Source organism: Pseudonocardia oceani (assembly GCF_019263585.2).
Taxonomy (GTDB): domain Bacteria; phylum Actinomycetota; class Actinomycetes; order Mycobacteriales; family Pseudonocardiaceae; genus Pseudonocardia; species Pseudonocardia oceani.
In genome coordinates this window covers 2,525,855-2,549,620 of sequence record NZ_JADQDF010000001.1, presented here as the reverse complement: position 1 = coordinate 2,549,620, position 23,766 = coordinate 2,525,855, and the positions used below count along the sequence as shown (strand labels likewise).

Annotated in this window: 13 protein-coding genes and 1 pseudogene; 12 read left to right on the top strand and 2 right to left on the bottom strand. The window is 68.9% G+C overall.

The annotated features are described in order from the left end of the window. Window positions 1-8: 8 nt before the first annotated feature. Window positions 9-431: a hypothetical protein gene (locus I4I82_RS12650; RefSeq protein ID WP_218595736.1), complete on the bottom strand. Its 423-nt coding sequence runs from the start codon at window positions 429-431 to the stop codon at window positions 9-11. 338 nt (window positions 432-769) lie between these two features. Between I4I82_RS12650 and I4I82_RS12645 the strand changes: the two genes are divergently transcribed. The 4 genes from I4I82_RS12645 to I4I82_RS12630 all read left to right on the top strand — a co-directional run bounded on the left by I4I82_RS12645 (window position 770) and on the right by I4I82_RS12630 (window position 2,855). Then, the gene (locus I4I82_RS12645; protein ID WP_218595735.1) at window positions 770-1,297 is read left to right on the top strand and encodes a hypothetical protein; all 528 of its coding nucleotides are present in this window, start codon (window positions 770-772) and stop codon (window positions 1,295-1,297) included. A gap of 69 nt (window positions 1,298-1,366) precedes the next feature. Further along, a complete protein-coding gene (locus tag I4I82_RS12640) occupies window positions 1,367-1,636 on the top strand; it encodes a hypothetical protein (RefSeq protein WP_218595734.1) in 270 nt (89 codons plus the stop codon). Between the two features lie 300 nt (window positions 1,637-1,936). Next, complete coding sequence (locus tag I4I82_RS12635) at window positions 1,937-2,374, top strand: hypothetical protein (RefSeq protein WP_218595733.1); 438 nt, start codon at window positions 1,937-1,939, stop codon at window positions 2,372-2,374. Between the two features lie 130 nt (window positions 2,375-2,504). Continuing rightward, window positions 2,505-2,855, top strand: a complete 351-nt coding sequence (locus I4I82_RS12630; protein WP_218595732.1) for a nuclease-related domain-containing protein — start codon at window positions 2,505-2,507, stop codon at window positions 2,853-2,855. Window positions 2,856-2,871: 16 nt separating this feature from the next. On the opposite strand, the gene I4I82_RS12625 is transcribed toward I4I82_RS12630, so the two are convergent. Next, window positions 2,872-4,257 carry an IS256 family transposase gene (locus I4I82_RS12625; protein ID WP_218594897.1) on the bottom strand — a complete coding sequence of 462 codons (1,386 nt, stop codon included), beginning with the start codon at window positions 4,255-4,257 and terminating at the stop codon, window positions 2,872-2,874. 53 nt (window positions 4,258-4,310) lie between these two features. Here I4I82_RS12625 and pglW point away from each other — a divergent pair, with 53 nt between their 5' ends. From pglW to I4I82_RS12585, 8 genes and pseudogenes are all read left to right on the top strand, one after another. Further along, window positions 4,311-8,156: a BREX system serine/threonine kinase PglW gene (pglW, locus tag I4I82_RS12620; RefSeq protein WP_218596474.1), complete on the top strand. Its 3,846-nt coding sequence runs from the start codon at window positions 4,311-4,313 to the stop codon at window positions 8,154-8,156. Window positions 8,157-8,164: 8 nt separating this feature from the next. Continuing rightward, a pseudogene (pglX, locus tag I4I82_RS12615) lies at window positions 8,165-10,900 on the top strand (BREX-2 system adenine-specific DNA-methyltransferase PglX); the annotation flags it as partial. Window positions 10,901-11,072: 172 nt separating this feature from the next. Then, window positions 11,073-12,833: an IS1634 family transposase gene (locus I4I82_RS12610; RefSeq protein WP_443690138.1), complete on the top strand. Its 1,761-nt coding sequence runs from the start codon at window positions 11,073-11,075 to the stop codon at window positions 12,831-12,833. Between the two features lie 19 nt (window positions 12,834-12,852). After that, window positions 12,853-13,839 carry a DUF7008 domain-containing protein gene (locus I4I82_RS12605; protein WP_372481294.1) on the top strand — a complete coding sequence of 329 codons (987 nt, stop codon included), beginning with the start codon at window positions 12,853-12,855 and terminating at the stop codon, window positions 13,837-13,839. Between the two features lie 19 nt (window positions 13,840-13,858). After that, window positions 13,859-17,680 carry a DUF6079 family protein gene (locus I4I82_RS12600; protein ID WP_218595729.1) on the top strand — a complete coding sequence of 1,274 codons (3,822 nt, stop codon included), beginning with the start codon at window positions 13,859-13,861 and terminating at the stop codon, window positions 17,678-17,680. After that, window positions 17,677-20,316 carry a BREX-2 system phosphatase PglZ gene (gene pglZ, locus I4I82_RS12595; protein WP_218595728.1) on the top strand — a complete coding sequence of 880 codons (2,640 nt, stop codon included), beginning with the start codon at window positions 17,677-17,679 and terminating at the stop codon, window positions 20,314-20,316. Before I4I82_RS12600 ends, pglZ begins: the two co-directional genes overlap by 4 nt. Then, window positions 20,313-21,644: a BREX system ATP-binding protein BrxD gene (gene brxD / locus I4I82_RS12590; protein WP_218595727.1), complete on the top strand. Its 1,332-nt coding sequence runs from the start codon at window positions 20,313-20,315 to the stop codon at window positions 21,642-21,644. The genes pglZ and brxD overlap by 4 nt, the downstream gene beginning before the upstream one ends. Before the next feature lie 13 nt (window positions 21,645-21,657). Further along, window positions 21,658-23,715, top strand: a complete 2,058-nt coding sequence (locus tag I4I82_RS12585; RefSeq protein ID WP_226370013.1) for a DEAD/DEAH box helicase — start codon at window positions 21,658-21,660, stop codon at window positions 23,713-23,715. Window positions 23,716-23,766 lie beyond the last annotated feature (51 nt).

Sequence of the window (23,766 nt, the reverse complement as noted above, 5' to 3'; positions counted from 1 at the left end):
CTTGGCGGTCATCCCGCCGCGCGCGCCGGAACGTCGATCGGAGGCGTTCCGGAGCTGCGCCACGCCCACCGCAAGGTGGCCCGAATCGCCTCGCACCAGCCCGGACGCGACTCGATGAGATCCGGCCGGCGATCGTCGAGCACCTCCGCGGCCAGGTACTCCGCCTCGATCAACTCCTCGTAAGCGCGCTCGTCGTGCCGGGACACCGGCGGCCGGGCCATCCGCCGCGGCCCCGAAGCCGGCCGCACCACTGCGCGCGCCATCCACCGGCACGTCACAATCACGCCCCCGGCGTACCAGTCAGTGACGCCCTGCTCGGCCTGCTCGGCGTTGCGACGCTCCGCCTCCGCCCACACCGCCACGAACTCGTCCAGCGGCACGCGAAGATTGCGCAGCGGGATGCGCGCGACGTCCTTCTCCGTCACCTCCATGCATCCAGAGTCGCACGAGTCACCGACGGTTCTCGACGTCCAAGCAGGTCATCGGGCCGTCGGTCGGTCCCGGGTCGGGTTCGCGCTCAGGGCCGCGCAAGCTAGGGAACTACCCGATCGACCGCCTTCGGCGGGGCCTAGCGGCCCTCGGCTTACCACGGCCTGACTCCCGGTAAAGGGCACTCCGCTGCGCTCCGTGTCGCTGCGCGACGGCCTCCGGCCGCCCTTGACCGGCAGCCTCCACGGCCGTGGTTGGTCGCCTTACGGCGGCGGGGGAAACAACTCCCCGCCGCCCCAAGGGGACGGGCCACCAGGCCCACCAGCACCAGGAGGCCACCATGCCCGCACGGACCGACCGCAGCCGCAGCGTCGAGCAGCCGAGCCCGACCTCCGAGGCACGGCTGATCACCAGCTCGTCGGTGGTCACGAACCTGACCGTCCGCGCCGCCGGACTCGTTCCCGCCCGGCTCGATCTCGCCCACGTGGGGACCGCGGAGCAGCAGCTCGGGCTCACCCTTGGCGCCGTGCTCGTCTACCTGCGCGCCGGGGTGACCGCGCGGGCGGTCGCCGACGGGTGGAGCGGCGCGGCGGTCGGGGCGCAATCGTTGGCCCCGGCGGTCGCGGGCCGTCGTCCGTTGCTGATCGGGCCGACGACTGTGGCGGCGATGATTCGGTTCGCCGGGCTGCCGGAGGTGCGGTGGGCGTTCCTGCCGTCCCGTGCGAATGGCGCGGTTCCGGCGATGCTGCGGATCGAGGTCGGTCCGGTGACGTGGGAGGTGTGTGACGCGACCGCGTACACGTCGATGCTGCGGGCGTGGCGTCAGGCGGCCCGGTTGCTGGGGGAGAACCCCACCGAGGACGAGTAGCGCGCGGGGGTTGTGGACAACTCGGGGCGGCCGCCGACGCGGCCGCCCCGAACCCGTGATCCTGCGCGAATGAACATCACCTGGACCGTCGGCGTGCTCAGCGCCGGAGTGGAGAACGTGCAACCCCTGGCCGGCGGGAACGCGCCGACGCAGGCGGGGGCGATCGAAGCAGCATCCGACGCCCTCGTCGTGGCGGCGATGGATCACGGCCGCCAGGAATATCGGGTCTGCGTGGCCAACACCCTGATCGGGGTCATTCCGGGCCTGACCGAGCAGGGGGACGTAGACCTGTTCCGTCTCGCCGAAGCCCTGCCCCGGATCACGAGCCACGATCGATAAGGGCGCCCCGCCGCCGGTCCTCGTCGTCGGTGAAGACCAGTTCCGTCGGGCGGTCGGCGGGAGGCGTGTGAAGGTGGGCGCGCAGGGCGTCGCCGACGACGGGTGCGCAGCGGCACGAAGCGGTGTGAAACCGGGGTCCTGGGCGGCGAGGAAGGACTCGGGCATCCGAAGGACGCGCGGCTAGACCTGTGATCGTCATCGGCACGGCGTTGGCTGGCCTGAGGTGCGACCGTGGTCAAGCTGTCGGTAGCGTGCCCCGCTCTCGGCTGCTGTCAGCTTGTGCTCGTGAAAGGAACGCGCATGACGGTCACGACCGGACTGTTCCAGATCGACCCGTGGATGACCGGCACGGGCGATCGTGATTCGCAGGCTGTCGGGACCGCGGAACTGGGTCTCGATCCGGCCGGCGCGCCTTGGGCGTCACTACGACTGCGGATGCCGTCCTTGGACGATCCGGAATGGGTCGGCGGCCGGTGGCTTCGCGTCGATCTGGTCGAGCGGTGTCTCGAGTACCTGGTTGACCTCGACGGCGAGGTGAGCCGTGAGGCGGTGTGGCCATACGACTCCGTCGAACTCGCCGACGTCCGCCACCTTGCGGACGATGAGAGCCTGTTGCATACGTTCGCAGGGATGGTCGCCGCCGCCACGGAGCTGCAGGTCAGGACCCTCACCGACGAGGTCGTCGGCCTCTACGGGCTCGATGGGACACGATGGGCTCCGCCGGCCCGACCGGAATGAGCTGTCGTGAACGGCTGCGTCAGTCAGCCGATCGTTCGGCGTTCGGCGCAAGAAATTACGCCGTCCGGCACTGCAGTCCTGCGGAAGATAGGTTCGTCCGCGTGGTCGATGTGGCATGGGGAGGCGCGACGTGAAGGCCGACTCCGCACACTGGATCGTCATGGGTCCGTCGGCCACACCGGCCGAGCAGGCGGCCCTCGATCGTTTTCGTGACCTCCTGCCAGAGGATGGCATCACCACGGCCTGGGTGAACCTGACGTTCATCGACAACAACGGCCGATCAGCCGAGGTCGACGTGCTGCTGATGACACGCGCGGGCGTGTTCGTTGTGGAGCTCAAGGGCTGGCACGGCAAGATCGATGGCAACTCCCAGTGGTGGAAGCACAACGTCCGCAGTGTCGAGAACCCATGGATCGCCACGGACCGTAAGGCGAAGCGGCTCGTCGAGGTGCTGCGCGGGCCTGTCAAGATCTCTGTGTAAGTCGATCTAGAAATTGTCAGGACAGGTAGGGGCTGAGGCGTTCGGGGTAGGTCAGGGCGAGGGCGCCGAGGGCCTGTTTCCAGCCCTGGACGACGGCTCCTTCGACGAGTCGGCCAGACGCTCGGCGGGCGTGGGCGGGCAGCCCCTTCTCCTTCTCCCGTGCCCGGGCTCGCTTGTCCTCGATATCGCGGATGGCGAGCCAGAGCAGCTTGATCGCGGCGTCGTCGTTCGGGAAGTGACCACGGTTCTTGATGATCTTCCGGAGCTGGTAGTTCAGCGACTCGATCGCATTCGTCGTGTAGATGATCCGCCGCAACTCCGGTGGGAACGCCAGGAACGGGATGAACCGCTCCCACGCGTTCGTCCAGGTCATCACCGCCGCCGGGTAGCGGCGCCCGAGGTCGGAGGCGGCGAACGCGTCGAGCTCCACGCGGGCGACCTCGTCGGTCGGGGCGGTGTAGATCGGCTTGAGCGCCGCGGCCACCTTCTTGCGGTCGGAGTAGGACACGAACCGCATCGCCGCCCGCAGCAGGTGCACCGTGCAGGTCTGCACGATCGACTGCGGCCAGGTCGCCTCGATCGCCTCCGGGAACCCGGACAGCCCGTCACAGCACACGATGATCACGTCCCGGACGCCGCGGTTGCGCAGCTCGGCGCACACTCCGGCCCAGAACTTCGCACCCTCGGCGGCCTGGACCCAGATGCCCAGGACGTGCTTGACGCCGTCGAGGTCGACGCCGACGGCGATGTGCGCGGCCCGGTTGCGGACCTGGTGCCCGTCCCGAACCTTGATCATGAGGGCGTCGAGGTAGACGATCGGGTAGATCTCCTCCAGCGGGCGGGACTGCCAGAGCTTGACCTCCTCGAGCACCGAGTCGGTGACCTTGGAGATCGTGTCGTGGGACAGCTCGGTGCCCAGCGTGCGGGCCAGGTGGTGGCTGATGTCGCGCACCGTCATCCCGCCCGCGTAGAGCGAGACGATCATCTCGTCGAGGCCGCCGGTGCGCCGTGACCCCTTCGGGACCAGCCGTGGCTCGAAGGTTCCGGCCCGGTCCCGCGGCACGTCGAGCGCCACGTCGCCGACCTCGGTCGCGAGGGTCTTCGGGGTGGACCCGTTGCGGGAGTTCGGGGTCCCGCGCCCGGCCGGGTCGCCACGCTCGTAGCCCAGGTGAGCGGTCTGCTCGGCGGCCAGGCCACGCTCGAGGACCGCTTTGATCATCTCGGGGAGGAAGCCCCCGTCACCGGTCAGCGCGAGCTCACCGGCATCCACCTTGGACATCAGCCCGTCGAGCAGACCGGCATCGACCATCCGGTTCACGGCGTCACGGGCCGTCTCGGGCTCGGCACCGACCGAGGGGGCGGCTCCGAGCGGATGCACATCCTGATCATCGATCACGGACATCTGTGTACTCCTCAACTCAAGAGGATCTTGTTACACAGACCATCTGACAGGCTCTGCTGCGCGATCACGCCCCGAACGCGACCGCCCGCAGAGCCGTCCCCTTTCTGCAGGCACTCGTCGTACTCCACGGCCACGAGAGCACCATCGACCTCGACGACCGTGGCCGCACCGGGGTGGTGAGCCTCGACGGCTACCACGTCAAGGCGAAGCCGCCGCTGAAGAGGTTCAGTCACTTCCTCGCCGAGCTGCCGGGCAACAAGTCCCACATCATCGACAAGTTCCGTGCGGGGCAGGTCCGTTCCCTCTGCGCCCGCGCCAACTTCCTGCCCGCCCCGAAGACCCGGATGGTGGGTGACTACCCGGTCGCCGACTCGACGCCGATCGCTGAGGGCCCGGACTGGCAGGACGTCCTCGTCGACCACCCCGTCGTTGCCGACGCGAAACTGCGGCTGCGGCTCTACGACGTTCCGCCGAAGGCGTCCGCGAGCGAGCGGCAGCGGGTGGAGCAGCTCGCGAAGAGCGAGATGCAGCTGACATACGGGATCAAGCACGAGGGCATCGCCGTACCGAGCGAGTTCAGAAGGACCGATGACGGGCCGGCGCTCGTCTTCGACTACGACGACACCGAGCTGCCCCTCGACGCCTACCTCGCCGAACAGGGCGCCGAGCTGAGCTTCGAGGAGCGGTTCGGCCTGGTGCAGCGGCTGGGCGAGGTTCTCCGTTTCGCCCATCAGCGCCATCTCATCCACCGCGCTCTGAGCCCGCAGCGCGTGTGGGTCCGTCCGAACAAGGGCAGGCCGCGGCTGTCGATCCGAGACTGGTACTTCGGGCAGAAGTTCCACTCTACCGATGCCTCCACACGCTGGACCGCCATCAGCGCGGGCGTGAACGACCTGCTGGGCATCGCCAACCAGGGGGACTGGCTCTACTTCGCCCCCGAGGCACGTGCGTCGGCCGAGGGCATGCCGGGCATGCCGCTGGACGTCTACGGCTTCGGGGCACTCGCCTACCTGATCCTCACTGGCCGTCCGCCTGCCGAGACGTTCGTGGAGCTGGAGACCAAGCTCGCGACGACGAAGGCGCTCGACCCGCGCTCGGCGACCACGGGTGTACCGGACGGCATCGCCGAAGCCGTCGTCATGGCCACCAGCGTCAGCGAGTCCGACCGACCCGCGACGGTCGAGGAGCTGCTGGACCTGCTCCGCGACGAGTGGCGCGCGATCCGTCGTCCGGAGCCGGAAGCCGAGCCGACTCCTGCCACCGACCCGCTCGACGCGCAAGCCGGTGAAACCATCGCCGATCGGTTCATCGTCACCGGCCGTCGCGGTGAGGGTTCCAGCGGAGTCGCGGTCGCCGTCAACGACATGGAGGCCACCGACTCCGAGCGCGAAGTCATCCTCAAGATCGCGCGGACCGAGGCAGCGGACCGGCGGCTCTCGGACGAGGCGGACGTCCTCCGGACACTCGACCACCGCCGGATCGTCCGGATCCTGGACGGACCCCTTGACGTCGACGGCCGGAAGGCGTTGCTGCTCACCGACGCCGGCCGCGAGACGCTGGCGACGCGCCTGTCGAAGGAAGGTCGCGCCACGCTGGGGCAACTCCAGCAGTACGGCAGCGACCTCCTCGACGCCATGACTTACCTGGAGAGCCGGGGCGTCTTTCACCGCGACATCAAGCCGGCCAACCTGGGCATCCTGCCCGACCCGGGCAACCGCACACCCCGTCTCGTCCTGTTCGACCTCTCGCTGGCGAGCGAGAGCGTCGAGAACCTCGCCTCCGGCACCCAGGGCTACCTCGACCCCTTCCTCGGGCGGGGCCGGCGCAAGCGCTACGACCGGGCGGCGGAGCTGTACGCGGTGGCGACCACGCTCTACGAGATGGCCACGGGGATGATGCCGTGGTGGGGCGACGGCGCCGCCCACCCCCTCGACGGTACGGACGCCCCCGTCATCGAGCCCGGTTCGTTCGAGCCCGCGGTATCGGCCCAGCTCACCCAGCTGTTCCGGCGGGGGCTGAGCCCGGAGGCCAAGGACCGGTTCACCAGCGCCGACGAGCTGGCACTCGCCTGGCGGGAGGTCTTCACGAGTCTCGACGCCGGCGAGGAGACCGCCGACGGCAACGATGCGCTCGCCATCGCTGCCACGGCTGAGACCCTGTTGGAGCGCTCCGGGCTGTCGGCGCGGGCCCGGTCGGGCCTGGCCCGCCTCGACGTCTCCACGGTCGGCGATCTGCTCGCCGTGCACCCGGTGAAGATCAATACAATTCGAGGGCTCGGGGAGACGTTCCGCAAGGAGATCCAGCGCCGAATCAAGGAGTGGCGGGCGCGCCTCAACTCGACCGAGGAGCAGGAAACCGACCCCGCGTCCGAGGGTACGGAGCGGCTCGTCGAGAATCTACTCGCCCAGCTCAAGGGCACCGACCGGGCGGTTGTCCGGGCCATCCTCGCCCTGGACGGTCCAGCAGAGGCCCAGCTCCGCTGGCCCGCGGTGCAGGACGTCGGGCACACCGTCGGACGCAGCCGCGACCAGGTCGCCCATGCGATCGACAGGGCGGTCGACGCGTGGACGAAGGGTCCGGCGCTGGAGGACGCGCGAGCCGAGGTGGTGCGCCTGCTCGCGCGGGACGGCCGGGTCATGACGGTGCAGAGTCTCGCGACGGCCCTGGCCGCCGAGCGGGGCTCGCTGCTGGACGGCGCCGAGCGGACCCAGAAGGCAGCCGCGTTGTTACGGGCGGTGTACGAGTTGGACGCCCGGCACGACGATCCCCTGCTGGAGCTGCGCCGCAGCACCCGGCGGCCGTCGTTGGTCGCGCTCCACGACGCCGCCGATCCCGATCTGCTTGGCCGGGAGTACCCGACCGCCGACGTGCTCATCGAGACCGCCACCGAGCTGGGACGCCGGGCCGACAACCTGGTGGCGGCCACTGGCGGCACGGGCGTCGTCCCACTCGTCACCGCCGTGCAGGAGCTGCGCGCCGCCGTCGCCGACCTCGGTGCCGACGTCGTGAATGGCGACGACCGTCGCCTGCTGCGGCTCGCGGCCGATGCGGGCGAACAGGCCGCGGTGTCGGGCTTCGACGAACTCTACCCGCTCGACCTCGACCCGAGGCACGCCGTCGAACTCGCCCTCAGCGGAAAGCCGGGCCGCAGCATCAGCGTTGCGGCCGTAAAGCAGAGCGTCGCCACGCGCTTCTCCCGGATCACGCTACCCGCCGCCGATCACCAGCTCGACGCGCTGGTCACAGCGGTGATGCCGGGGCTCGTGCGTAAGGGCACCGTCTACGAGCCCCGAAGCACCCGGCAGAGCACTGGCACCGGCACCACTGGAACGATGCTCGCTCCGACCGCTGCGCCCGAGGCGGCCGCCAGGCTGACTGAGTCGCTGCGCCGCCACGGCGCCTTGACGCTGTGCACCCTCCCGAAGCGGTACGTCCGGGCCACGTGCGATCTCGCCGAGGTGTTCGACGTCGACGTGCTCGACGTCGCCGACCTGGTCGTCGACGCCACCCGAGACCTCGCGGCGCAGTACGGGGTCGACTGGCCGTTCGTCCTCGGGGTCGACGCCGGCCCGAAGGGCGGCAATGACTGGACGCTGCTGGGCAACCTCGTGCGGGAGGCCGTCGAACCGCGATGGACCGAACGGCTCGCCGCCGACCGTCCACTGCTGATCGTCAACGCCGGGCCACTGGTCCGCTATGGGCTCCGGCCGCTGCTCGCCCACCTGCTCGACGTCGGCAACCCGCGCCCCGCCGCGCGCTGGCTACTGGTCGCCATGCAGGGGTACCAACCCGTCCCGCTGCTCGAATCCGAGCCGGTACCCCTCGGGCCGAGCCGCTGGATCACCCTGCCCGCCGACCTCTCCACGCTGTCCACCACCCACCGCACCACCGCACGCTAGGACGCACTGTGATCGACTCGGCTGCTCTCCTCAAGGACCTCAAGGGGCAGCTCAGGCTGCTCGTCGCCGATCTCCGTGCCCGAGCCGAGGACTCAGGCGACGCCTGGGGTACGCGGCTCAAGGAGGAGTACGCCGAGGCCCGCACGCGCGAACGCACCGGGCACTCATGGGTGGTATGGCGGGACAATGAGGTCGACCAGGCCGCGGTTGCCTGGATCATCGCCACGACGTTCCTACGGTTTTGCGAGGACAACGACCTGCTCACCGGCGCCCATCTGAACGGGCGGCCGACGCCGATCGGCTGGATCACCGGGCCTGGAGACCGCACGGCCCTCGCCGAGGAGAACCTCACCGCCTACTTCCGCGCCAACCCGACACACAACCGGCGGCACTGGCTGCAACAGGGCTTCGCCGTCCTCGCCGCCCAGCCCGCTGGCAAGGCCCTGATCGACCGCAAGCACAACCCGGTGTGGACAGCGCTGATCAGGCCGGAGTCGGCCGCCGCCCTCGTCGAGTTCTGGCGGCGGACGGACGACGCCGGCGTGCTGATCCACGACTTCACCGACCTCGATCTCGGCACCCGCTTCCTCGGCGACCTCTACCAGGATCTATCCGAGCATGCAAAGAAGACATACGCCCTCCTGCAGACCCCGGATTTCGTTGAGGAGTTCATCCTTGACCAGACCCTCACGCCCGCCCTGAAGGAGTTCGGGCACGACGGGCTGAAGCTCATCGACCCCACGTGCGGGTCGGGCCACTTCCTGCTCGGCGCATTCCACCGGCTGATGAAGGTGTGGGAGCACGAGGCGCCGGCACTCGACGTGAAGGAACGCGTGCGGCGCGCCATGGATTCGATCCACGGGGTCGACCTCAACCCCTTCGCCGTGGCCATTGCCCGCTTCCGTCTGACTGTCGCCGGAATCAATGCCATTGGCGAACGTTCGCTCGCTGCCATCCCGGCCCTCGGCTACCACCTCGCCATCGGCGACGCCCTGCTCGGCGAGAGCGGGGGAGTCCCGGCCACGATCCCCGGGATCGACGACGACGAAGACCCGGACGTGGAGCGAACTTACCTGTACGACACGGAGGACCTCGCCGACTATGTCGGGATTCTGCAGCCCGGCCAGTATCACGTGGTTGTCGGCAACCCGCCGTACATCACGGTAAAGGACGCTGTTCTAAGCGCGCTGTATCGGGATTCCTACAAGACTGCCCACCGTCAGTACGCACTCTCCGTGCCGTTTGCGGAACTTTTTTACCGTCTTGCCGTGAAAGGTAATCGCAACGAACCGGCGGGTTACGTTGGTCAGATCACATCGAACTCCTTTGTGAAGCGTGAGTTCGGCAAGAAGCTCATCGAGGATTTGTTCGGCGGATTTCATTTGGACAATCCGGTCGATCTTGTACAGGTGATCGATACATCGGGCGCCTATGTTCCTGGACATGGAACGCCGACCGTCATCCTCGTCGGGCGACGCCGCAAGCCGGTCGGCGATGTTGTGCGTGTCGTTATGGGGATCCGAGGTGAACCAGGGCAGCCGAAGGTGCCTGGCAACGGTTTGGTCTGGACCGAGATCGTGGAGAATCTTGACAATCCGGAATTCAATGGGAAGTACGTATCAGTGGGCGACCTCCCGCGGGCAGTGTTGGTGTCTCATCCCTGGTCGCTGTCAGGTGGCGGTGCGGCGGATCTACTGCAGTTGCTTGACGGTCAGGCTGCGCGGATCTCGCAACGAGAGATTGTGGTAGGACGAACCACGCATACCGGGCTGGATGAAGCATTTTATCGGCCGACTGGATACGCTGGCCGCCGAAATCTGGTCGAGTTTGTGCCGGTTATTCTCGGCGACGAGGTGAGGGACTATCGGATTGGTGGCGAAACGGAAACGCTATTTCCCTACTCCTCGGATGGGTTTGCCGTAGGTCCGAGCGGTGAATTCCTTCGAGAAATGTGGACTTACCGGTCTCCGCTTCGTCGTCGGGTTGACTTTGGGCACGAGCCAGAGGAGCGCGGACTTCGCTGGTTCGACCACAGCATGTTCTTCGCGGATCGATTTCGATCGAGATTGAGCGTCGCGTTTGCCTTTGTCGCCACCCACAACCACTTTGTGCTGGACCGTGGCGGCAAGGTGTTCAAGCAGTCCGCACCGGTGATCAAGCTGCCGAAGGGGGCGAGTGAGGACCAGCATTTGGAGCTGCTCGGGGTGCTGAATAGCTCGACGGCGTGCTTCTGGCTCAAGCAGGTCAGCCACAACAAGGGTGAGGGCGGCGGTGCTCGGGTCGATGCTGGCTACGCGGCGATGGGTAGCGAGGAATGGCGCAACACATTCGAATTCACCGGCACCAAGCTCGAGCAGTTCCCGCTGCCTGCGGAACTTCCGCTGGTCCGTGGACGCGAGCTGGACACATTGGCGCGTGAGCTCGACCAGAACTCACCCCGTGCCGTGGTCGCCGACTGGCTGCAGGACGGGATGAGTCCGTCGACGTCCCTCGACCAGCGGTTGAAGGAGGGTGGCGCGGCATGGGAGCGGCTCCGCGAACGCATGATCTTCGAGCAGGAGGAGCTGGACTGGGAGGTCTACCGCCTCTACGGGCTGCTCGATGACGACCTCGCCTACTCGGGCGACGAGGCAGAGCGGCTCGTTTTGGGCCAGCGGGCGTTCGAGATTGTCGTTGCGCGGCAAGTCGAGACGGGTGAAGAGGAGTCGACGTGGTTCACCCGCCACGGCTCGGTCCCCATCACCGAACCGCCGACGGTCCCGCGTTCCGCAGCTGATGGGCGGATCTGGACACACGCCGCGGTATTCTCCCAGGTCAGCGAGCGGGAGCAGGTCCGGAAGCGGCGAAAATACTGGACACACGTTCGATCGGTGTTCGAACTGTTGAGCTGCTGGAACTCATGTAACGTCTGGACACGTGCACGTACGAGTGTCGACACGGCGAAACAAGGACGGCGCCGCGGTGCGGTACCTGCAGCTGACCCACAACGAGTGGGACCCGACCACGAAGACCTCGCGGCCCAAGGTGCTGCACAGCTTCGGCCGGGAGGACCAACTCGACCGCGACGCGATCAAGCGCCTGGTCGCGTCGCTGACGAGGCTGCTCGACCCGGCCACCGCTCTGACCGGCTCGCAGGCGCCCGGGGCGGCGGGGCTGGCGTTCACCTCCTCGCGCCCGGTCGGCGGCACCCTGGTCCTCGACGCGTTGTGGCGCCGCCTCGGGATCGACACCGTCATGACCCGGCTGCTCACCGGGCGCAAGCGCGACCCGCGCACCGAGCGGGTGCTGTTCGCGCTGGTGGCGAACCGGGCGCTGGCGCCGGGTTCGAAGCTGGCCGCCGCGGGCTGGGTGAACCGCCGCGCGCACATCGACGGCCTGGCCGAGACCTCCGACGACGCCTGCTACCGGGCGATGGACTGGCTCCTCGACATCGCCCCCGATCTGGAACGGGAGGTGTTCTGGCAGGTCGCGACCCTGCTCGATCACGAGGTCGACCTGCTGTTCTTCGACACCACCTCCACCTACTTCCAGACCGACGAGCCCGACGACCCGCTCGCCCGTGACGTCCGCGGGCGCCCGGTCCCCGACCAGGACCCCGGCGACGGCGACGGCGACGGCGACGGCGACGGCGACGGCGACGGCGAGGACACCGGCGGCGGGGTGGGGTTCCGGACTTACGGCAAGTCGAAGGACTCCCGTGACGACCTGCCCCAGGTCGTGATCGGCATGGCCGTCACCCGCGCCGGGATCCCGGTGCGGGTGTGGTGCTGGCCGGGCAACACCACCGACTCGGCGCTGATCCGCCAGGCCCGCGAGGACATGCGGGACTGGACCCTGGCGAGGGTGATGTGGGTCGCGGACCGCGGGTTCTCCTCGACGCAGAACCGCAGGGAGCTGCGCCGCGGCGGCGGGCACTACATCATCGGAGAGAAGCTCCGCTCCGGTTCCGCGGAGGCCACCGCGGCGCTGTCCCGCCAGGGCCGCTACAGCCATGTCCGGGACAACCTGCAGGTCAAAGAGGTCAAGATCGCCGCTGATGAGCGGTTCGTGATCTGCTTCAACCCTGAGCAGGCCGAACGGGACGCCGCGCTGCGCGAGGTCATGGTCGGCAAGCTCACCGCGCTCATCGCCGACACCGACCGGCTCACGGTGACCAAGCGGGCCGAGCTGCGCGGGCGCATCTCGACCATGCCCGGGCTCAACCGGTTCCTGCGCGTCACCCCGAAGGGCCTGCTCCGCGTCGACCGCAAGAAGATCGCCGGCGAGGTGAACCTGGACGGGAAGTACCTGCTGCGCTGCTCGGACCCGCACCTGTCCGCGGAGGACATCGCGCTGGGCTACAAGCAGCTGTTGCAGGTCGAACGCGGCTGGCGCGACATGAAGACCACCCTGGAACTGCGCCCGGTCTATCACCGCCTCGAAGAACGCATCCGTGCCCACGTCATCCTCTGCTGGCTCGCGCTGCTCCTGGTCCGCATCGTCGAGACCACCACCGGTGCTACCTGGAACCGCGTCCGCGAGGACCTCCAAGACCTGCACGTCGGCACCTTCACCGGCCCCGCCGGCACGTTCCGCCAACGCACCGAGCTGACCACCGCCCAGCGCGACATCCTCGCCAAGCTCGACATCAACGCACCCAAGAAGATCATCGAACTCGGGCCCGCCACAACGCTCTGACCAGCACGAACCTCACCGCCTGGACACACGCCCGTCCGGGCGGCCTTCGGCGTTCTCGCAGGTCAACCCCCAGATTCCGTGTCCAGCACCGACATCAGCTGCGGAACCCGGGACGGTGTGGCCCGCCGAATATGCCGCTCTTGTGCAGCGCCGTCTTGATCTCATCGACTCCGACCCCAACATCCGCCTGTTGGAGAAGCCGGAGTTCAAGCGCCGCTGGGCGGTCACGCCGTGGAGCGTCCAGCTGACCAAGGCGTTGGAAGCAGCAATCCTCGACCGCCTGGAGCGGGCGGAGCTGTGGCGCGATGAGCAGGGCCCGCGAACTCGGTCGGTGGCCGAGCTAGCCGACTTGCTTCGCACCGACGCGGTGCTGCGCGAGCTGGCTGCGGTTCTGACGGGTTCCGCAGAGCCTGACCTCACTGGTGTTCTCGGTTCGCTAACCGGTGACGAAGCCGTCCCATACCTGGCAGCGCACCGGTACAAGCCGTCTGGGCTGGAGAAGTACCGCACTTGGCAAGAGGTGTGGGAGCTGCAGCGTCGTGAGGACGCGGGGGAGAAGGTCGACATCGCCGTGCCTGCGAAGTACGGCAAGCCCGACTTCCGCAAGGACGTCTATTGGAAGGCGCGGGGCAAGCTCGACGTGCCCAAGGAGCGGTTCGTCCTCTACCCCGACCTGCGCCGCGAGGCCGACGGCACTCCCGTGCTCGGCTGGGCTGGCTGGGACCACCGCAATCAGGCGCTCGCGCTTGGCCGGGAGCTGCCGGTGCAGGAGTCGCTCGGTGCCGACGACGTGGCCCTCACCCCGCTTGTCGCCGGGCTGGTGGAGCTCGAGCCGTGGCTGCACCAGTGGCACGCCGAGGAGGACCCGGTGTTCGGCGCGAGCCCTGCAGCTGTGATCACACAGGTGATCGACCAGTACCTTCTCCGGATGGGGATGACCCGCGACGACGTGACGGCCTGGACCCCGCCCGCGCCGACACGCGGTCGCCGTCCGAAGCGCTCCTGATCGGCAGAGGACCACCGCAATGACACCCACCGCGCTCTCGTTGCCGCTGCGCGACGCCATCGACATTCCGTTAGCCGTCCACGACGACGACTTCGTCCTGCAGATCCACCGCGCCCAGGAGGCGGCGGAGCGGACGCTCGGCGAGTACGTCGTCACCGACGCGATCGCCGGGGCTTTTGACAAGGGCCTCACGATGGTGGAAGCCACCCTCGCGACCCGGACGTCCAAAGGCGCGTTCATCCACGGCTCGTTCGGATCCGGCAAGTCGCACTACATGGCCGTGCTGCACCTGCTGCTCAACGGCAACGCCGGTGCGCAGGCGCTGTCCGGCCTGCAGAACGTGGTGGCGAAACACGCTGGTCTGCTCGACCGCAAGCTGTTGGCGGTGGACTACCACTTCGTCGGCGCAACGTCCGTCGAGTCGGCACTGTTCACGGGTTACCTCGACACGGTCCGGCGGCTGCACCCCGACGCCCCCGCGCCGGTGCTGCATCGGTCCGACTCGCTGTGGGTCGATGCCGACAACCTGCGGAAGCGGATGGGGGAGAATGCGTTCTTCGCGGAGTTCACCGGCAGCTCCGGCGGGGGGTGGGGCCGTTTCGGCGCAAGCGTGACCCCGGCGTCCTACGATGCCGCTCGCCACGCGGCCCCGGACGACCCGGACCGGCAGAAGATCACCGCGGAGCTGGTGCGGACCTACTTCACCGGGTTCGAGGCGACCGGTACCTGGCTGGAGATGTCCGCCGGGCTGCAGGCGATGACCCAGCACGTGAAGAACCTCGGCTACGACGGGGTCGTGCTGTTCCTCGACGAGCTCGTGCTGTGGCTGTCCGGGCACCTGCGCAACAGCGAGTTCATCGCGTCCGAGACGTCCAAGATCGCGAAACTGGTCGAGACCGGTATCGGGACGCTGCCGGTGCCTCTGGTGTCGTTCGTCGCGCGCCAGCGGGAGCTGAAGGACTTCCTCGGCGGTGGGGCGGCTGGTGCCGAGCAGGTGGCTCTCGGCGACTCCTTCCAGTGGTGGGAGGGGCGTTTCGAGAAGATCACGCTCCCGGCAGCGGACCTGCCGCAGATCGTCCAGCGCCGCCTGCTCACGCCGACGAGCGAGAACGGCCGGGCGGCGCTCGCCAAGGCGGTCGGCACCGTGCGGGCCAACCCGACGGCGTTCAAGCACCTGCTCACCGACGAGGCCGGCTCCAGCGCGGTCGACTTCGAGATGGTGTACCCGTTCTCGCCCGCGCTCGTAGACGCCATGATCGCGCTCTCGTCGATCATGCAGCGTGAGCGCACCGCGCTGAAGATCATGAGCGAGCTGCTGTCGCGCGGCCGGGATGACCTGACCGTCGGCGACGTGATCGGCGTCGGTGACCTCTTCGACGCGGTGGTGCTGGGCGACTCCGACCCGCTCACCGACGACATGAAGAGCCTGTTCGCGTCAGCCCGGACGTTCTACCAGCAAAAGATGCGGCCCCACCTGCTCAACCGGCACAGCCTCACCGAGCAGACGGCGGTGGATCTGGAGCGCGGGCACCCGTTCCGCCGCGACGACCGCATCGCCAAGACGCTGCTCGTCGCCGCCATCGCCCCCGGCGCGACCTCACTCAAGGATCTGACCGCGTCCAAGCTCGCCGCCCTGAACTTCGGCTCGGTGGTCACGATGCTCCCCGGGCAAGAGGCCGCGCAGGTCGTCACCAAGGCTAAGCAGTGGTCTGGGGAGTTCGGCGAGATTACCGTCGGCAACCAGCCCGGCGACCCGATCATCACGCTGCAGTTGTCCGGAATCGACCTCGACTCCGTGCTCGTGCACGTCCAGGCCGAGAACTCCGCCCCGACACGGCGCGCCCTCGTCCGCAGGCTGCTGACCGAGCAGATCGGCGCCGAGGTCACCGCAGCGATCGGCAGCGAGTACGTCCTCAGCCACGTCTGGTCCGGACAGAAACGCAACGTCGACGTCGTGTTCGGCACCGTCCGCGACACCGGCCAGCTCCGCACCGAGGCGATGCTGTCATCGGACGGGCGGTGGCGGCTCGTCATCGACGTCCCGTTCGACGAATCGGGGCACGCCCCGGCCGACGCCGTCGAACGGCTCCGCCAGCTCCGCGACGGTGACGTCGACAGCGACACGGTCGTCTGGCTGCCCCACTACGTGCGAACCGAACGTGTCGACGAGATCGGAAAGTTGGTGGTCCTCGACTATCTGCTCACCGGCGGCCACTTCGACCAGTACTCCACCGCCCTGCCCGTTGCCGATCGGGAGCCCGCGAAGCGGCAGCTGACCAACCAGCGCGACTCGCTCCGCGTCCAGGTGATCAGCGCATTGCGGCAGGCGTACGGGATCGACGCGGCGACCGACGACCAGCTCGGAGCCCGAGTCCCGGACGGCCGTGTTTTCGCGACTCTCGCCCGCGACTACGACCCGCTCAAGCCGTCGGCACCCACGTTCCGGGCCGCCGTCGAGACGGTCCTCGGTAATGCGTTGGACCAGCGGTTTCCGAAACACCCGCCACTGGACCGCGCCGACACCGAGCTGCGCCGTCCCGAGTTGGCGGGAGCGCTCGACCTGGCGCGCCGCGCGATGGCGGAGGGCAGCCGGATCGAGGCAGTCGACCGTCAGACGGCACAGAAGGTGCGCCGCGTGATCGACGGGTTCGGGGTCGGGCGGCTTAGCGAGCAGACCTACGTGCTGCAGACGCAGTACTTCCGCTGGCACGACCACTTCGTCAAGGCCACGGTCAGAGGCGACACCACTGTCGAGGCCTTGCGCGCGTCCGTGGTCGAGTACGGGTTCACCACCGACGTCCAGGACCTGCTCGTGCTCGCCTGGGCCGCGATGACGGATCGGGTGATCCGGTGGCGCGGGACGCAGATCCCCGATCCGGCTATCGGTGGGCTAAAGCCGGAGATGACGCTGCACGAGCCTGTGCTCCCCGACGAGGGAGAGTGGCGGGCCGCCGTCGGCCGGGCGAAGGCGCTGTTCGGGGTGAAAGACGAGTTCCACCTGTCCAGCGCCGCGATGGAACGGGTCGCGGGCGCCGTACGCAGCAAGGCCAAGGAACTGCGTCCGGCCGTCGACTCGCTGGCGAGCCTGCTCCAGTCGCACGCACTCATCTTGGGTCTGACCGACGTGAGCGCTCGGCTTGCGAGCGCCCGCAGGGGACAGGACCTGGTCTCGGCGCTCGACACCACCGGCGACTCGCTCGATGTCATTCGGCAGCTCTCCGAGTTCGATCTCCCCGAGGAGCTCCCTCCGTTCGCCCACGGCATGGCCAGCGCCGCCGATGTGGCGGCAGTTCTCAAGGGGGCGAATTGGGAGATGATCGACCAGCTCCCCGAGCTGGACGACGATCGTGCGCACCGTGCGCTGGGTGAGCTGCAGGCCGCGGCAGGGGGAGAGCAGCGTCATGCCCCTCTGGCGGCGGCCCTGCAGGCTGCGGCAAGGGAGGCCACTGCCATTCTTGTCGACCTCCGCCGCCGCAGGGACGAGGAGGAGGCGAAGCGTCGTGCAGAGGAGGAGCGTCGGCGCAAGGAGGAGGAGGAGCGGCGGCGGAAAGAAGAGGAAGAGCGCCGACGCAATGACGACGAGGAGAAGGATCGGCAGCGAGACCTCGCTGAGGAGAACGAGCGGCTCCGGCGCGAGCGGGAGGACGCTGAGCGCAGGCGCATCGAGGCCGAGGCCGAGGTCGAGCGGCGTCGGCAGGAGGCCGAGGAACGCGCCAAGGAGAACCACAGCCTGCACGTCGCCCAGGCCGTCGAGATCCAGGAACTGGCGCGCACCCTGGTCGATCAGCTCGCCAACCCCGTGCAGGGCAAGACGCTGCGGGTGGAATGGCGGTGGGAGTGAGCAAGGCAGTCCGCGCCGTCCCGGTCTCACCCGCGATGGTGCAGCAGCGTGCGTCCGATCTGGTGGGGTCGGATGCGCGGGTGCTGCTGTTGCGGGCTCACCCGGAATGGACTGCCGGACCGGTGAAGGTGGGTGACCGGGAGGTGCGGGTGGTCACCGCCGTCTCCCAGCTGGCTGTCCTCGACGCCTACGCCTCTCTCGGCCCCGACGACTACGCCGTGATCCTCACCGACCGGCCCAGCAGCGACCTCGGTGACGCCGTGCTGGCCCGCGCCTACAAGCAGCGGGTCGAGATGCCCGACGAGTGGCAGGCCGTGCCGCGCTTGTTCCCCGGGGCGCGTGAGGTAAGCCGCGAGCTGCGGCGCCTCGACTGGGCCGCCACCGCGCTGCTCGACCATCGGCCCGTCGGCGACTGGCCGCGGTCTCCGGAGATCGCGGTCGGGGCGGCGCACGCGATCGGGGCGTTGCTCGCTCACCTGGTCGGCCTGCGCGTTGACGCCGAGCTGGATGGTGCCGTGCTGCTCACCGCCCTCGGGAAGCGGGACAACCGCAGCCGGTGGGCCGAAGTCGATGTGTCCTTGCGCCGACACTTGATCGCGTGGGCCGGCGCCGAGCTGGGCGCGCCCGCGGCGTTCGCGCTCAAGGTCGCGCAGCGACAGGAACTGGTCATGCCCCTGGCGGTGGGCCTCGCGCTGGACGTCCTGTGGCCGGTCGACGGGTCGATCCCCAACGAGCTGCAAATCGCTGCCAGGGTGCGCGCCGAACGGTTCGTCGACGGGAAGACCATTCCCGTCACAGAGGCCACCGCTGTGGCGTCCGTAGCCAGGGCCACCGTGCAGCGGGCGGCCGTCGATGACGATGCGGACATCGCAGTCGCGCTCAAGCAGGCCGAGGCGCTCCTGGGCGACCTCGGCTGGGCCATCGGCGCCGAGAGGTCATCCGTGCTGCGACCCGGCTACTACGCACGGGAACGGGCACTGGCCGTTGCGCTCGACTCCGGGACCGGAATCGAGGACGCCCTCAGCGCCGTGCTCGAGCACCGCGACGCGAACGGCGTGCCCACTATGGCCGTGCGCCTGCACCGCTGGCTCGCCGGTCCTGAGGTCGAGCCGTCGTCGCTCGCCGGGGACCTCCAGCGGCAGCTGAACGACGGCGCCTGGGTCGACGCCGCGCTCGGTGCAGTGTGCCGAGCGGCGACCGATCCCGTGGTCGCGGAGACGTACCAGCGCCTGGTGACGAAGGTGCGCGATCGGCGCGCCGGACGGGACGAACTGGCCGCCCACCGCCTGGCCCAGGCGGCCACTTTCGGACGGCAGGCGACACCGGGCACGGATGCAATCGGCGTCGAGCGCATCCTCGGCGATGTCGTGGAACCGCTACGGCGAGGTGGTGGCGCGCTCCTCGTGGTGCTAGACGGGCTGAGCGGGGCCGTCGCGGTCATGCTCGCCTCCGAGATCGCCCGGCTCGGGTTCGTCGAACACGTCCCCATGGTCTCGCTGCAACGGCTCGGCGCCGTCGCCATCCTGCCGACGCTAACCAGGCGTTCCCGCACGTCGCTGTTCTGCGGCGCGGTGCGGGAAGGTGACGCGGACCAGGAGAAGAAGGGCCTGCGCTCCGCGTTCCCCGGCTCCATCTTGTTCCACAAGAACGATCTACGCGCCGAAAGCGGGGCCGCGCTGCCCACCGACGTCGCTTCCGCGCTCGCCGACGAGAAGGTGCCGGTGGTCGGGGTCGTCGTCAACGCGATCGACGACGCCATCCACAAGACCGACGTTTCCGACACCGACTGGAAGCTGACGGACCTGCACCCGCTGCGGGCGCTGCTCGAGGCGGCCATCGCCAGCCGGCGCACCGTGATTGTGACCTCCGACCACGGGCACGTCGTGGAACGCGGCACGGAGACGCTGCCCGCCCCCGGAACGGACAGCCGATGGCGCCCTGTCAGGAACCCCGTGCGGCCGGGCGAGGTCGAGGTGAGTGGGCCGCGTGTGGTCGTCCCTGACGGCGCTGCAGTCCTGCTCTGGCGGGAGGACCTGCGGTACGGGCCGCGCAGGTCCGGCTACCACGGCGGCGCGAGCCTCGCCGAGGTCACAGTCCCGGTGCTGGTGTTCCAGCCCGCGACCGCACTGGCCGACACCTTGGCCGGCTGGGTGTCGGCGCCGCCGCAGGTACCGGGCTGGTGGAACGACCCGGCCGACGGTCCGGCCCTGGCACCGCCTGTGTCGCGGAGCCGGAAGAAGCGGAAGCCGGCGCCTGCTCCGGTCGCCGACCAGGACGCGCTGTTCGCCGTGGAGCGGGAGGCGACACCAGATCCCGAGGCCGACCTGGTCGACGCCCTGCTCGCCTCGTCCGCGTACGCCGACCAGCACCGGAGGGCGGGGCGACACGCGCTGTCGGGCGACGCAGTCGCGGCTTTCCTGCGCCCGATCCTGCAGCGCGGGGGCCGCGCCCACCAGGACACTGTGGCGGCCACCGCCGGCATCCCCGCCGTCGAGCTGGGCCAGCGGTTCGCCGTGGTGAAGCGGCTCCTCAATGTCGACGGCTATGAGGTGCTGAAGGTCGACAGCGATGGCGTGACCTACCGGATCGACATCGAGCTGCTAGGGGAACAGTTCGAGCTGGGCGGGCTAAAATGAGCACCGCCACGATCAGCCCCCGCCGCCGGCGGGACATCATCGAGGCGCTGCGCCGCGGCACCGTTCCACGACAGGGTCTCGATGTCCTCGCCGTCGGCCTGACCCGCTTCGAGACGGCCGTCGACGAGGATCTGGAGTCGGTCGCGGGCGGCGGCGCCGGGTTCAAGGCGGTACGCGGCGAGTACGGCTCCGGCAAGACTTTCTTCTCCCGCTGGCTCACCGAGCGGGCGAAGCGGGCCAACTTCGCCACCGCCGAGATCCAGATCAGCGAAACCGAGACCCCGCTGCACAAGCTGGAGACCGTGTATCGGCGCGTCGTCGAGAACCTCGCGACGCCGACGACGGCCACCGGCGCGCTCCGCGACGTCGTCGACGGCTGGCTCCACGTCCTCGACCGGGACGTGTCGACCGCGCCAGGCACAGCCGACTCCGGGAACGCCCTCTTCGAGCTGATGCAGAAGCGGCTCGCCACGATCTCTAAGGAGGCCCCGGCGTTCGCCGCCGTCCTGCGCCAGTACCGGATCGCCCTGACCGAGGGGAACGCCGCGCAGGCCGACGGGCTGCTGGCCTGGCTCGGTGGGCAGCCCCACGTCGCCGCCTCGGTTCGGCGCGCCGCCGGAGTGCGGGGCGACCTCGACCACTTCGGCGCCCTCGGGTTCCTCCAGGGACTGCTCACGGTGCTGCGGGACTCCGACTACGCCGGGCTCGTCCTCGTGCTCGACGAAGTCGAGACCCTGCAGCGGATGCGTTCCGACGCCCGGGAGAAGTCGCTCAACGCGCTTCGGCAGCTGCTGGACGAGATCGACAGCGGCCGCTACCCGGGTCTTTATGTTGTCATGACCGGTACACCCGCCTTCTACGACGGTCAGCAGGGCGTGCAGCGCCTGGCGCCACTCGCCCAGCGGCTCCAGACCGACTTCCATACCGAATCGCGGTGGGACAACCCCCGCGCCCCGCAGATTCGCCTTAACGGCTTCACCTCAGATTCCTTGCTGGAGCTCGGCAGCAGGGTCCGCGACGTGTACGCGGCCGGCGCGAAGGACCCCGCCCGGCTCCGGTCCGTCGTCGACAACCCCTATGTGCGCGACCTGGCAGCTGCCGTAGGCGGTGAGCTCGGCGGACGTACGGGCGTGTCACCGAGGCTGTTCCTGAAGAAGCTCGTGGCTGACGTCCTCGACCGGGTTGACCAGTTCGAGGACTTCGACCCGCGGCGCGACTACCGGCTCACGATGAAGCCTGATGAGCTGACCGACGTCGAGCGCGAAGCCCGCGCACTGGGAGACCGTCGGGCGGCCGCCTCCGTGGATGACATCGACCTAGACCTGTGACGTCGTGGCAGGGGTGACCGGACTCGACGAAGCGGTCGAGTTCCACATCATCAACTCACTCGGCTGGTCGGGCCTGCGACCGCTGCAGGCCGCGGCGGTCGGGCCCGTCCGTTCCGGCGACGACTGCGTCCTCGTCGCCCCGACCGCGGGCGGCAAGACCGAGGCTGCTGTCTTCCCCCTGCTTTCGAGAATGACGGAGCAGCAGTGGTCGGGAACCACGGTCCTCTACCTAGCACCGCTGCGCGCACTACTGAACAATCTGCACCCGCGCATCGAGTCCTACGGCGCCTGGTTAGGCCGAACGGTCGGGCTCTGGCACGGTGACGTCGGGCCGACCGAGCGTCGGCGAATCCTCGCCGAACGCCCAGACATCCTGCTCACCACACCGGAGTCGATCGAGGCGATGCTGGTCTCCCGTCGCTTCGACCGGGAACGGTTCTTCTCGTCGGTGCAGTCGGTTGTCATCGACGAGCTGCACTCCTTCGCCTCGTCCGACCGTGGCTGGCATCTGCTTGCCGTGCTGGAGCGGGTAGAGCGGTTCGCGGGTCGAAAGCTCCAGCGCATCGGATTATCGGCGACGGTCGGCAATCCCGAGGCGGTCGGGACGTGGATGCAGGGCTCGACCGTGGGTGGGCGTCCCGCGCGGGTGGTCCGCGACACCGTCTCCGACGCCGGTGAGCCGGATGTCACTCTGGACTACGTCGGAAGTATGGTTAATGCCGCCACGGTGATCTCCCGTCTGCACCGTGGCGAGAAGCGGCTGGTGTTCCTCGAGTCCCGGCGCCGGGCCGAGGAGCTCACCTTCCTGCTGCGGGAGCGGGGCGTTGAGACGTTCGTGTCCCACTCGTCGTTGTCGGCGTCCGAGCGTCGCCGTAGCGAGCAGGCCTTCGCCGAGGGACGCAACACCGTCATCGTCGCCACGTCCACCCTCGAACTCGGTGTCGACATCGGCGATCTCGATCGGGTCATACAGATCGACGCGCCCCGGACGGTCTCGGCGTTCCTGCAGCGGCTCGGCCGCACCGGGCGTCGCCCGGGAGCCAGCCGCAACATGCTCTTCCTGGCGATCGATCTGCACGGTCTGCTGCAGGCGGCTGCAGTGCTGCTGTTGTGGAAGCGCGGGTTCGTCGAGGACGTCGTCGCGCCGCGGAACCCGCGGCATCTCGCGGCCCAGCAGCTGCTAGCCCTCGCACTGCAGGAAAAGGCGTTCGGGGCGTCCCGGTGGCGGGAGTGGTGGGGCGATCTCGCGGTGCTGGACGAGGCGGAGGCGATTCTGACCCACCTGCGCTCCGCGGGGTTCCTCGTCGAGGACTCCGGCCTACTCATGATCGGCCCGCGGGCGGAAAGAGAGTTCGGCAAGCAGCACTTCATGGAGCTGCTGTCGTCGTTCATCGCCGACCTTGAGCTGAGAGTGGTCGCCGGAACCCAGGAGATCGGCTTCGTCTCACCGCTCGCGCTGCCACGCAACGACAATCGTGAGCGCAAGCCGCTGACGCTGGCCGGCCGGGCGTGGTTCGTCCGGCACGTCGACTGGAGCCGCTTCACCGTCTGGGTGGAGGAAGTGTCGGCCAAGGGCGATGTGAAGTGGCCCTCGGATGCGATCGCCTACTCGTTCGACCTGTGCCGAGCGCAGCGCGACGTGCTGCTCGGTGCTCTTCCGGCGGTGACGATCTCGCAGCGGGCGATGGAAGCGGCACCGCAGCTTCGCGCTCGGTACGCTGCCGAGGTTCATCGGGATGCGCTCGTTCTCGCCCGCCGACCGGTAGGCGGCTCGCGCCTCTGGACCTGGGCGGGGCTCAAGGCCAATGCGACGCTGCTGGCTGGCCTCGGCCTGGACAGCTCCGGTGCGGAGAACGAGAGCCTTATTCTGCCAGAGGGTGTGGGTCCACTGGACATCCGGACGGCAGATGTCCACGCGGTCCCGCGACTCGACAAGGAGTCCGTCACCGCACTGAAGTTCTCGGTCGCCTTACCGGAGGAGCTTGCAGCGCGGACGCTCGGCGAGCGGCTGGCTGACCCTGCCGGCGCCACGGACGTGGTGCGGATGCCTCTGATTCGCCTCGACACGTAGGCGCCAAGCTGTTCATCGTCGTGCTCTTACAATGGTCAGAAGCTGCCGTAC